Origin of the sequence: Colwellia piezophila ATCC BAA-637, assembly GCF_000378625.1 — a bacterium.
Taxonomy (GTDB): domain Bacteria; phylum Pseudomonadota; class Gammaproteobacteria; order Enterobacterales; family Alteromonadaceae; genus Colwellia; species Colwellia piezophila.
Genome location: NZ_KB905167.1, coordinates 35,810 through 48,223, shown reverse-complemented (window position 1 = coordinate 48,223; position 12,414 = coordinate 35,810). Strand labels below are relative to the sequence as shown.

Below are 12,414 nucleotides of genomic sequence, written 5' to 3'. Positions count from 1 at the left end.
TTGTCCTTAAGAATGGCAAATAAATGTAATGATACGAGTTGGGAGCTCCCCTAAAACTGGTCAGCTGGATGATTACTCAATAGCGGTCGTTAACTCGCTGCAGCTGTTTTTGACACAAAATCAACAATTTCTTGTTCTGTTAATAATTCATCCAAGTTGCTATCAATTTGTTTGAATGAGTTAACTAACCAGGTATTTTTGCCGGCAAGCACTTCTTGTTGGCTTAACTTACCATCTTTATTGATATCTAAAGAAGTGAAAGTAAAGCTTTCAGTACTCAGCACTACATTTTCGCTGACTGCGCTAACCGTTGAATGTTCACTATGGTTAGCATCATTTCCTTCTGCACTATGAGCTAATGCTTTATCAGCATTAACTAAAAAAGAAGCCATAGTCACGGCGACTACAAAGGCGGTTACTTGCGTTAAGCTGATACTTTTCATTAGATTCCTCTCTTAAAATCTTGAGCGTTAAATTTCGCTGGTTAAATTCATTATCGATAAAGGAATAGCACACAACGTGCCACAAACAATAACACCTTGATTTTAAGGAATTTAAAATAAAATAATACCAATCACTCGCTCAAAATAACCCTTTAACTGTCGCCATATAACAACAGATTAATATATTAATCTGCTTTTCACTGATAAAAAACTAACGATAATAAAGAATAAACAATAAATACAAAAACTTACACACAAGCCACAACAAAGTCACAACAGAGAAATAGGTGTCTCATATTAAAGACAGTCTTGTTTTTACTTTATTTTTATCATACAAAGGACACCTACATTCATTTAACCCGATAGAGTTCAGGCCAAAGATTCATGACTTTCCTTCGTAAATTAAACAAAAGTAAAGCCAAACTGCGCCGGCTAACGCTGGCACTTTTTAGTCAGTCATTTATTAATAAGATCTCCCTGAGTAAACTCACCTTAATAGGCTTTATCTTGGTCGCCCTGCCTTTAGTCACTGCTTTACTTTTCAGTGCTAATAAGGTCAGTCAATTAGCCAAACAGAGTACTAGCGCTATTTATCATGTGGCCCAACTCACCCAACTCAACAATAAGCTTGATGACACTATTGCGAGAATGGAACGTTCTGCGAGCCAATATATAGTGCTTAAGGATGAGGAGTTACTTAGTGGCTTTAGTCGCCAGCAAGAGGTGTTATCTGGTCTCATTAGCGATACCGCAGAGAAACAAAAAGATGCAGTACTGATAAAGTTATTAACGTCATTGCAACTTGATAGCGAAAGAATAAAAACCTTAATGTTGAGCGACGTAATCGACAGCCTCTCACTGAAAGACATCCAAGGTGACTTTAAGCACTTACATGAAATCAATGACAGTATTGAAGTACGCAGCAATTTTGTTGTTAATCAGCACGTATTGAATATTCACCATACCACTGAAAATATTAGTAACAACATTCTTGCACGTTTGTATATCATTCCTATCACTTTGCTAATAGCTGCTATATTTATTATTTTAATCACCAAGCCGCTAAGAAGACTCACCGATAAAATTAAAGTGCTAGAGCAAGGGGATTTTGAACAAGAAATCAATTTACATGGTCCGGTCGAAGTAAGAGAGATTGCTGATGCATTAGAGAATATGCGCCTGCGCTTACATACCCTAGAGTTACAAAAATCGAGTTTTATTCGGCATATCTCCCATGAATTAAAAACGCCACTGGCAGCCATAAGAGAAGGCACTGAGCTTATTTATGATAATAGCGTTGGTTCACTTAATGAAGAACAACAAGAAATTTGCGATATCATTCGTTTAAGCGTCAATCGATTACAACGTTTAATTGAAGATTTACTCGATTTTAATATTGTGCTCGACTCAACTAGCTTACATGGCTTAGAAAAAGTTAATTTAGCGGCGCTTATCGATGACGCCTGTAGTGTTCGAAAACTCGATATAAAGTCAAAAGGTATAATATTAAAATGCGATCAAAGCCATTGTTATATCTACAGTAATAGTAAGCAACTCAGTGTTATTTTAGATAATGTACTGTCGAATGCGATTAAATATTCACCCATTAATGGCACTATCGAGATAACGTATCAAAAAGATAAAGAGTGCTTAACCATTACTATCATTGACCAAGGGCCAGGAATCGATTCCGCGCTTAGTGAGAAAGTCTTTGATGCTTTTTATCAGGGTCAACCTCCCCAGAATAGCCAGATAAAAGGTAGCGGCTTAGGACTGACCATAGTTAAAGAGCTATTACTGCGTCTCAATGGCAGCATCCGTATTACTCAGGCAAAAGAGCCACACGAAAGCCATAGACAAGGTGCCCGCGTCACCATCACTTTACCAAATTCGCAAGTAGAAGATGAAGTATGAAAAATAATAGTCTGACTTTATATGCTGCCATGAACTGGCTCACTCCTCCCCCCGTAGCCCGAGTACAAAAAAAGCTATCAATGCTCTTTATTGCCTGCCTCATTAGCTTAACGAGTGCCTGTCAAATGCCTCCCCCTGCGACTAATGATTCAGAGAATTATAGCCAGTATTACTTAGGGTTAAAAAACTTAACGGATAAGGGGCTATTGGCAGAAGAAAAACATCTGAAAATCCTTATCAATAATAAATATCGTGAAGATATAGTGCTTAACCAAGGCAAGCTCATTTTAATTTACAGTTTACCTAACTCCAACCTACACCATCCATACAAAGCCAAGCGATTGCTTAATGAGTACTTACTCTCTGGCGATAGCATAGCTAAAGAAAATTTTGCTTTTATCATGGTGCTAAGAGACCAGTTAAATAGCCAACTACATTTACTTGCAAGCCATAAAGCTCACCGCGAAACATGTAAAAAAGAGTCGGATGAACACCACCTGCTCATCGAGCAGTTACAACAGCAATTAAAGTTATTAAAGCAAATTGATCAAAATATTAATGAGCGTGGCTAATACCACAAGCCCTAAAAGAGATAATGTTATGAGTCAAAAAACGCCAGCAGCGGCAATACGCCCTGCTAAAATTCTGATAGTAGATGACGATCCTAGTTTGTTACGTTTACTCAGTATTAGACTTTCAGCAGCAGGTTATGAGGTTGAATCAGCCGCCAATGCTAAAATTGCCCTAGGGACATTACAGCACTTCATCCCGCAGGTTGTGATTAGCGACTTACGGATGGAAGGTATGGATGGCATGGCTTTATTTGAACAAATTAGAGTGCAGCATCCAAATATTCCTGTGGTAATCATGACGGCTCATGGCACCATCCCAGATGCAATTAACGCCACTAAACAAGGTGTATTTAGCTTTTTAACTAAGCCGTTTGAAAGCCAAGAGCTACTCGACACCGTTGAACTAGCGATACGATTACAACCATCCAGTGGTGACCAAACGTGTGAAACTGAGCGGTGGCGTAGTCATATTATTAGTCGCAGCACTGTGATGACATCGCTATTACAGCAAGCCAAACAAGTGGCCAATAGTGATTTTAGTGTGCTTATTCACAGCCAGAGCGGCACCGGTAAAGAGTTATTAGCAAAAGCAATTCATCAAGCCAGTAACAGGAAAGATAAAGTTTTTACCGCAATTAACTGTGCCGCAATCCCTGAGCAGTTACTTGAATCCGAACTATTCGGCCACACCAAAGGCGCATTTACTGGGGCAGAGCGCAATCATCAAGGCTTATTCCAAGCGACCGATGGTGGCACTTTATTTTTAGATGAAATTGGCGATATGCCCCTTAGTTTTCAAGTGAAATTATTACGGGTACTACAAGAGCGAGAAGTTAGGCCGGTAGGCAGTACTCAAGCGATTAAAATTGACGTTCGTATCATTTCAGCAACGCACGTTAATTTAACCAAAGCGATTAAAGCCAGCACCTTTAGAGAAGATTTATATTACCGACTCAATGTGGTTGAGCTAGAACTGCCCCCCCTAATACAACGACGTGAAGATATTCCATTATTAGTGCAGTACTTTTTGAACCAAGCGGTTGCGCGCTCAAATATGCCGATAAAAAGCATTAACCAAGAGGCGATGGAATTACTGATTAGTGCGCCTTGGCCCGGCAATATTAGGCAATTGCAAAATGTAATTGAACAAAGCGTGGCGCTCTCAAGTGAAAATGTCATCAGTGCAACGTTAGTGAAAAATGCCCTACGTGATGATTCAACGAAATTTCCGTCTTTTCAACAAGCAAGAGACCATTTTGAGCGAGATTATTTAGCAAAATTATTAAAAATTACTGCTGGTAATGTCTCACAAGCAGCGCGAATTGCGCAACGTAACCGTACTGAGTTTTATAAGCTGTTAAATCGTCATCATTTAGTGCCTGGATCCTATAGAGAAGACTAGTTAATACCAAGTTGATTAAGTTATTTCCCACTCAGCGAGAATTAAAAGGCTTAAAGGCAAGGCATTGATTGAAGAGAATGGTTATTCCCTTGTCAAAATCAATAACGCAGCATGTAAGCCTTTTAAGCTCGCCCTCTGGGAGCTTGCTCGATGCCCACTAACATCGTTAAATTTATTTGATTTAGAATGACTAAACCGAAACAAATCCCCCTTGTTATTGAACATTGAGCAGAGCTCTGAGTTGGGAAGAAATTTAATCAAATTGGTATAACGTTACCTATAACTTCATCTACAGTGTGACTCGTTTTTTGAACAGTCATAACGTGAGTCACATTCAATTGGTGTGACTCACCACTTTTTTCACTTGGCTAACTAGGGTCAGTGGATAACGGCTAATTAAGCTTAAAATCTAATACTTGCACTTTAATATTAACGCCAGCCTCGGTTAGCTCTTGGTAAAAATCGCCTTCTTGACAATACATCATCTGCCGACAGACGATGACATACTTTAAGACACCGGCTTTGTTACTTTACAGTGCCACTTTGTCCTTTAACCTCATCCATAACTTACCTTAACCCTACTCAGTGATAGCGGTTAATTATGCAAGTAGTCTAGCTTGTAGCCAAGCTGAAATATCGGTAAGTTGTTCAGGCAATACGGAATGCTCCATCGGGTATGTCTTCCAAGTCACCTTATAGTTTGCTGCTGATAATAATGTATTTGCCATTTTACCGGCACTCAATGGCACCACACCATCTCGGTCGCCATGGTTTTGCAAAATAGGGGTTTGTGCATTGGCACTATGGCATTGCTCAGGTAATTTATCTGCAGTCGGTAAATAACAAGACAATGCCAAGATACCCGCTAAACTTTGCGAAAATCGTAAGCCGGTGAATAAACTCAAGACACCGCCTTGGCTAAAACCTGCTAAAACAATGTTCTTTGCCGCTATGCCTGAGTCAATCTGTTCTTGTATTAGTGCTTGTACACGCTGTTCAGACTCTAACACCCCGGCCATATCGGCACGGTTATGTAGATCCATGCTTTTGATGTCATACCAAGATCGCATCACATAACCTTGGTTAATAGTGACTGCTTGCTCAGGCGCATGCGGGAAAATAAAGCGGATGCCGTGATTTTTTGGCAAGTCCAACACCGGCACAATAGGTGAAAATCCTGCACCTGAGTCTCCTAAACCATGTAACCAGATGACACAGGAAGTTGCCGGAGATTTAGGCTCGATAGTAATTCGTTCAAGTGAGGTTGCTGACATAAAATTCAATGATTTATTCGTTAATAAAAAGATGCCACATCATAACAAGGTTAATGCCTGTAGCAAAACGGCATATAGGAACAATTTTACCGAATACTTAGCCGGCTAATGACTTTTAGAGTAACTGTCCGACGTTACTCTGAAAGTAATCTAAAAAGGTTCGAGTTTTACTGGCAATATTACGACTTTGATAGAGCACACTTAACCGTTGAGCTATGCTCTGGTGGTTTAAACACAAACGTTGTAATGATTGGCTTGGTACACTATTTTTTATCATGTAATCCGGTAATTTACACAAGCCTAGACCCTGCTCTGCCGCCTGAAGACGCATCTCTGGGCTAGTCAGTATCAGCTTGCCAGAAACCATCACTTGCTCAATTTTTTCATTATTACGAAAGTGCCAAGGTTGGTTTTCTTCTGCCAATATACAGTCATATTGGCTAAGTTGTTCTGGCTTAATGGCTTTATTAGCAAGTAGTTTCCGTTGTGCCTTGGATGCCATCACCGGTGATAGATAAATAGATTGGGGAAAGCTTAGTAACTCTTTAGCAATCCAGTTGGTTGTCGGCAACGCTTGCTCATGTAAAACGAAACAGAGATCAAACTTAGGATCAAATTCAGGCACCGAGCCTGAGTAGTGCTGACAATGCAGCTGAATTTTAGGATAGCGCCTTAAAAAGTCAGTAATTAGGGTACTTATTATTTTATTAAAAAACTCTAACGGTAATAATATTTTCAGCTGACCTTGTGGTTGATGCAACGAAGCGGATAGTTCCTCTTCAACTTTGGTTAAGGCATCAATATGCTCTTTACACGAACAATAAAGTAAGCGACCACTATCAGTAAGTTCCTGCTTTCTCGTGGTACGTAAAAGCAGATCGCAGCCTAATTTTTTTTCTAACTGAACCAAGCGCCGACTGACTTTAGATTTTGCCATGCCTAATTCTTTGGCTGCTAGGGTAAATGATCCGGTTTCGACTAAGGTTACAAATAAATGTAAATCATCTAAATTACTCAACTTCATACTTATACCAATCTCATTAAATTATTGCTCACTTGTGCTGGTTAAAATACGCCATGTCAGCGCGATACCAAGTACATTAATTAATTGACCACTGAGCGAGAATTAAAAGGCATAGAGGCAAGGCATTGATTGAAGATAATGGTTATTCAGGAGAATAAGCTCCTGCATTCTCTAATAAGCTACATCCATGTAGCGTCCTTGTCGAAATCAATAACGACTCATGTAAGCTTTTTAAACTCGCCCTATGGGAGTTTATTAGCAAACTGATAACGGCACAAAATTAAAAAAATATAGAATAACTATGTTTAAGTAATTTTTCTTGTTCTAAGCTCCATAATATAACTCTCAGTTGATCAATATATTAGTGTAATTGGTATTACTCTCAATCCCAATAGCCAGCTATTACTCAGTCTAGCGCCTTGCTCTGGTGTATTTTTCCTATGCACAACAAGATCACCAACTTAATGAAACTGGTATTACCTACCCCATTGTTTCATATATAGAACAATGAATCCTATTAAATACATCTAATCTATCAATTCCAAGTTAAGTACACTGTTTAGACTAATTAAAGGGAGAGTTAACAATGACTATCACCCAAGATAACTACCTAATAAAATGGAGTACAACATGAGTACAGCAACACCGATTAAGGTCGAAGAAATTTTAGCAGAGCAATTTACTCAAGAAGTCGAGCAAGCTAAAGGTAAAGTCTTAATAGATTTTTATGCACCCTGGTGCGCTCCCTGTAAAATGCTTGCGCCGGTAGTTGAGCAAATAGCACAAGATTTTGATGATATTAAAGTCATTAAAATTAACTCGGATAACAGCCAAGCGCTAATGGCCAAATTTGGTATTCGTGGCATACCCACCTTACTATTAATGAACGATGGAAAGTTAGTCGCAACTCAAGTAGGCGCAGCTTCAGTTAACCAAGTTAAGAAATTTATTCAACAACAGTAAAAATATGTGATTTTAAAGTATGCGGTACGGACTCGGCTATGCATCATCGATAGCCAGTCCAACGCGGTATCTCAAGCTTATTAACAATTCTTTGATCTATTTCGGATATCGATGCCTGTAATTCATTACAATTGTTGATTACTATTATTACTAACAATACCGACGCAATTACTTAGATAGGTATAAGGTAGACCTTATGATGCAAATTACCGACTTAGCAACAGAACAAAAAATTCCGCCACTATTACGTTTAGGCTTTAGACCATTCTTCCTTAGCGGTGCTATTTTTAGCATTTTCGCTATTATTCTATGGTTATTAATGTATCGGGGAACAATCAGTTTATCGCCCTTAGGTGGTGGTTATTGGTGGCATATTCATGAAATGATTTTCGGTTTTGGCGGCGCCATTATTGCCGGTTTTTTATTAACCGCTGTACAAAATTGGACAGGGGTTAAGGGGGCTCAAGGTAAGACTTTACTCGCTTTATTCTTACTCTGGTTAGCAGGACGCGTTTTTCTAGTTATGCCTGACTTATTTGGTTCAACGCTAACTAGCCTGATTGACTTAAGCTTTCTTCCTGTCGTTGCATTGGTATTAGCCAAGCCAATTATTGCTATCAAACAATATCGTAATTTATTCTTTGTACCACTACTCGCTTTATTCACCCTCGCTAATGCAGAGATGCACTTAGCGATACATTACCCTGAAACATTCAATAGCATCTATTCGGGTTATGCCGGCGTGATGTTAGTGACCTTTTTAATGTCCGTCATGGCTGGGCGTGTTGCGCCTATGTTTACTGCAAATGGCACAAAAACTGCTAAAGCTGAGCCATTACCTTGGTTAGATAAAGCCGCTAACGGTAGCTTAGCGATTGCCATGTTAAGTTTACTTTTACAGCCGGTCGTTGGCTTTTCAGCACTATTCTTTGGGGTATTACTGATCATTGCTAGCGTATTTCAAACCATACGTTGGTTACGATGGCGGCCTTGGATCACGTTAAGCATACCGCTGTTATGGTCTATACATGGCGCGATGAAGTTTATTTGTTTTGGCTTATTTGTACTTGGTGCTAGTTATTTAATCCCCGAGGTACCGAGTAACCACGTATGGCACTTACTGACAATTGGCGGTATGGGCGGTTTAATATTAGCGATGATTTCACGGGTATCTTTAGGTCATACTGGCCGCCCACTCACACCACCGAAATCAATGACTATTGCCTATGTATTAATAAGTTTAGCGGCATTGCTACGAACTTTCGGACCCTGGGCAGTCCCCGAAAAAACGTTATTATTTATTGATATCAGTGGCGGATTTTGGATTATTGCTTTTGCACTATTTATCATCGGCTATGGACCCATGTTAATTACCGCAAGAAAAGATGGTCGACCTGGATAGAGTGATTTACACTATCGAGTTACCAAGACAGCTGTCTTTTGGGATAAAAGTAAAAAGCTAGCAAACGCTTTAGAGCTAGCTTCTTTCATTAGGTTACTAAAATAATTTAGTTAAACCATATAAGTCATATAAATTAATTAAGTTAAATAAAAATGAGCAAATAACATGCGCGCAGTATTTTTAGATAAACAAACCTTTAGCCCTAACATCGACTTATCCGCGATTGAAAAACAAGTAAGCCAATTAACTTGTTATGCCAACACGTCACCAAATGAGATAATAGCTCGCTGTCTTGAGGCCGAGGTAATTATCACCAATAAGGTTCTGTTAAGCGGCGATATATTATCGGCATTACCTAAGGTAAAACTAATTTGTATTAGTGCCACCGGTTATAACAATGTCGATATAGCAGCAGCCCAGAAATTAAACATTGCGCTAACAAATGTCAGTGGTTACGCCGGGCAAGCTGTTGGCCAATATATTTTTGCTCAGTTACTCGAATATTTTCAACAAACCAATCACCATAATAACAACACCGAGCAAGGTTTATGGTCAAGCAGCGATGCCTTTTGTTATCACGGTAATGGTATCGCTGAACTAGCAGGAAAAACCCTAGGTATTGTTGGTTATGGCAGTTTAGGTAAAGCGGTAGCAAGCATTGCCCATGCTTTTAACATGAAAGTACTCATTAGTGAACGACCCAAAGCAAGTTCAATTCGAGCTGAACGAATTAGTTTTGATAACCTTATTGAGCAAGCAGACATTATTAGTTTACATTGTCCGCAAACCCCTGAAACAGAAAAACTTATTAATGCTAATGTCTTATCTCGCATGAAAAATAGCGCGGTATTAATCAACACAGCGCGTGGCGCATTAGTTGATGAAGAAGCTTTATTAAGTGCTTTAATAAACAAAGATATTGCCTATGCAATTTTAGATGTTTTAACAAAAGAGCCACCTCCTGTAGATCATTTACTCGTTAATGCTAAGTTAAAAAATCTGAAAATCACTGCCCATATTGCCTGGGCAAGTATTGAAGCGCAAATGCGACTCATTAATTTACTGAGCGAGAATATCTTTGCCTTTAAACAAGGTAAACGCTTAAACCGCTTAGACTAAGTTAAGCCTAAATTAAGCCCGAGTAAAACCAGAGTTAAGCCTGCTAAGGACAAAGTGATTTCCACTGCAATTAATCTAATAGCCGTTTCATTAAGTTTGTGATCTTGTTGTGCGAAGAAAAAACAACTCAAGGTAAGGCGCTCGATTGTGCAATAGCCGGCTATTGGGATTGAGAATAGCGCAGCCTTGGAGTATTTTAACCCGTACAAGTGGGCAATAATTTAATGAAATTGGTATAAAGCTTTGCTATCTTAGCGATGAGATTCTCATTAAATTACCTTCGCATACCATGACAATTAAAAAAGCAGCAATAAAGTATTTACCGTTAACGACTGAATATTTTTCACAAGTTATTCCCCTAGCCAACCGGGTTCATGGTGAAGGTTATTTAACTAATGAGACACTGGCACAATGGACACAAAAAGGCATAGTAAATACCATCAACTGTAGTTTTGTCGCCCTGTTGGATAACAAGGTTATTGGCTTTCGCAGCACGTACTCAGCCGAACAATGGCCGATTGATCAATGGTGTAGTCCTGAGTTATGGCAAGTAGACCGTCTAAAGTGTTGTTACTTTAAGTGCAATACTGTCGATGAAAAGTATCGCGGTTTAGGTATTGGTAAAAAATTGCTCACACTGGCCATTGAAGCCGCAAAACGACAAGGAGCTCAAGCCGGTATTAGTCACTTATGGAAACAAAGCCCTAATAACAGTGCCGTATCCTATTTCAGTAAATGTGGTGGCGAGCTAGTAAAGTCTCATCCAGGTAAGTGGAATGAAGAAAGTAAACAAGGTTATAACTGTATTTTATGTGGTCACGACTGCCAATGCGAAGCTGCTGAGATGATAATTCGATTTGATGATTAACCCTTGAGGTTTAACCTTTTTAAAAATATAAATTAACTAGATCTACACACTATCAGCATCGCTAATTAGCTCATCTTTTATGTGTTTATAGACATCCTTATCAAATAACGCTAAACCTTTTCGGGTAAGAATGAATGAAGACGCACTTCCTATGTCATGAGCGATAAGATCTTCGTGGCGTAAAAAAGCAATAGTGCCTATATGCACGGCACGTTTACTGGCATCCTTTTCACCTTCTGGAAAAACATCATTAAAGCCAATTTCTGTTGGCATAGGAAAATGCCGTGCCAATGCCTTTAAAATTACCACTGCCGACTCATCAAATTGAGTAAAACTGACACTCATTTTATTTCCTTTAGCTTTCAATATACCCTATATACCTAAAATATAGCAGAGTTACAAAAATTAGAACATTACCCGCCACTTTCAATCACTAACATTATTACCCGCTTGAATTATACTTATAGCACTTGCTAGGCCTTTATCGGCCGGCCTGAAGTTTTCAGGAGGATAAGATGTTATTGCTATTACGCTTTTGCTTACTAGCCACTATTACTTTATTTCCCTCGCTTACAACGTCGAATGAAGTATCGCCCTTAGCAACATCGCCACATACCAAAACCATCACTTGGATAATTGAAGACACCTTTGAATGGCAAGACTTTGTCAGCAAGATATCTAAAACCACCTCACAAGATACCGCGATGATAATAATGCACGGGTTAGAATCTCTTGGATATCAATTAACCGTTGTTAAAGCGACTAGCGATAGAGCCGAGAAAATTCTACAAAGTGAAGTTAACGCCTGTATGTCAAACAGGATGAAAAACCCTCAAAGAGAAATATTTTCCTTTTTTAGCTTACCCCACGACCTCTACCTAGGTTTGCAATTGTATCGTGTTACTCAATCAACGCCTCTGCACGAGAAAGTGCTAAATAGCCAAGGTGAAATTATTAATTTGGCGCGATTATTTCAATATTACCCAGAACAAATTTTAGCCATTGCCAGCGGCGTTTCTTATGGAGCAGAGATAGACAAGCAAATAAAGGAGCTGAGTATTGATAATGTTTTTGTACGTGCGGGTGCTAGCAGGATAACATCAGTAGCGAATATGTTATTGAAAAATAGGATTGAGTACATTATCTACTATCCCCAAGATATCAATGCCCTAAATCTAGACCATATCACTTTAGAAAGTTATACCATTGCCGGTAGTCCACCTTATTTTCTAGGCCACGTTTCTTGCTCTAAAACGGCAGTAGGCGAGCAGATCATCAGTCAGATTAATGACATACTTCAACAAGCGTATCTAAGTACTGAGTTTTATTATGCCCATGAAAAGTGGCTGCTCAGTGGAGACTTACCCAAGCTCCGCCAGTATTATCTTGAAGTATTCCAATTTTTGCCTGGCGTTGATGAAAATAGCTATTAA

Annotated in this window: 12 protein-coding genes; 8 read left to right on the top strand and 4 right to left on the bottom strand. The window is 39.1% G+C overall.

Features of this window, described 5'->3' with window-relative positions; all coding sequences use genetic code 11:
• Window positions 1-89 precede the first annotated feature (89 nt).
• Window positions 90-443 (bottom strand): EF-hand domain-containing protein, encoded by a 354-nt coding sequence (locus F580_RS0114065; RefSeq protein WP_019028379.1) that lies wholly within the window; start codon window positions 441-443, stop codon window positions 90-92.
• A gap of 384 nt (window positions 444-827) precedes the next feature.
• On the opposite strand from F580_RS0114065, the gene F580_RS0114060 reads away from it, so the two are divergent.
• Genes F580_RS0114060 through F580_RS0114050 form a run of 3 tightly spaced genes read left to right on the top strand, consistent with a single transcriptional unit; the run spans window position 828 to window position 4,331 of the window.
• The gene (locus F580_RS0114060) at window positions 828-2,357 is read left to right on the top strand and encodes a sensor histidine kinase (protein WP_019028378.1); all 1,530 of its coding nucleotides are present in this window, start codon (window positions 828-830) and stop codon (window positions 2,355-2,357) included.
• Complete coding sequence (locus tag F580_RS0114055; RefSeq protein ID WP_019028377.1) at window positions 2,354-2,929, top strand: hypothetical protein; 576 nt, start codon at window positions 2,354-2,356, stop codon at window positions 2,927-2,929. The genes F580_RS0114060 and F580_RS0114055 overlap by 4 nt, the downstream gene beginning before the upstream one ends.
• A gap of 28 nt (window positions 2,930-2,957) precedes the next feature.
• Window positions 2,958-4,331 (top strand): sigma 54-interacting transcriptional regulator, encoded by a 1,374-nt coding sequence (locus F580_RS0114050; RefSeq protein WP_051092088.1) that lies wholly within the window; start codon window positions 2,958-2,960, stop codon window positions 4,329-4,331.
• Between the two features lie 599 nt (window positions 4,332-4,930).
• On the opposite strand, the gene F580_RS0114040 is transcribed toward F580_RS0114050, so the two are convergent.
• Together F580_RS0114040 and F580_RS0114035 are read right to left on the bottom strand one after the other, a co-directional pair.
• Complete coding sequence (locus tag F580_RS0114040) at window positions 4,931-5,605, bottom strand: alpha/beta hydrolase (protein WP_019028374.1); 675 nt, start codon at window positions 5,603-5,605, stop codon at window positions 4,931-4,933.
• A 115-nt stretch (window positions 5,606-5,720) separates the two neighbouring features.
• The gene (locus tag F580_RS0114035; protein ID WP_019028373.1) at window positions 5,721-6,629 is read right to left on the bottom strand and encodes a LysR family transcriptional regulator; all 909 of its coding nucleotides are present in this window, start codon (window positions 6,627-6,629) and stop codon (window positions 5,721-5,723) included.
• 618 nt (window positions 6,630-7,247) lie between these two features.
• Between F580_RS0114035 and trxA the strand changes: the two genes are divergently transcribed.
• From trxA to F580_RS0114015, 4 genes are all read left to right on the top strand, one after another.
• Window positions 7,248-7,592 carry a thioredoxin gene (gene trxA, locus F580_RS0114030; RefSeq protein WP_342663220.1) on the top strand — a complete coding sequence of 115 codons (345 nt, stop codon included), beginning with the start codon at window positions 7,248-7,250 and terminating at the stop codon, window positions 7,590-7,592.
• A gap of 196 nt (window positions 7,593-7,788) precedes the next feature.
• Entirely contained in the window at window positions 7,789-8,994 is a 1,206-nt protein-coding gene (locus F580_RS0114025) for an NnrS family protein (protein ID WP_019028371.1), read from the top strand.
• Window positions 8,995-9,159: 165 nt separating this feature from the next.
• Entirely contained in the window at window positions 9,160-10,113 is a 954-nt protein-coding gene (locus F580_RS0114020; RefSeq protein WP_019028370.1) for a D-2-hydroxyacid dehydrogenase, read from the top strand.
• Window positions 10,114-10,402: 289 nt separating this feature from the next.
• Window positions 10,403-10,981 (top strand): GNAT family N-acetyltransferase, encoded by a 579-nt coding sequence (locus F580_RS0114015; RefSeq protein ID WP_019028369.1) that lies wholly within the window; start codon window positions 10,403-10,405, stop codon window positions 10,979-10,981.
• Window positions 10,982-11,023: 42 nt separating this feature from the next.
• On the opposite strand, the gene F580_RS0114010 is transcribed toward F580_RS0114015, so the two are convergent.
• The gene (locus F580_RS0114010; RefSeq protein WP_019028368.1) at window positions 11,024-11,326 is read right to left on the bottom strand and encodes a hypothetical protein; all 303 of its coding nucleotides are present in this window, start codon (window positions 11,324-11,326) and stop codon (window positions 11,024-11,026) included.
• A 170-nt stretch (window positions 11,327-11,496) separates the two neighbouring features.
• Between F580_RS0114010 and F580_RS0114005 the strand changes: the two genes are divergently transcribed.
• Window positions 11,497-12,414: a hypothetical protein gene (locus tag F580_RS0114005; protein ID WP_019028367.1), complete on the top strand. Its 918-nt coding sequence runs from the start codon at window positions 11,497-11,499 to the stop codon at window positions 12,412-12,414.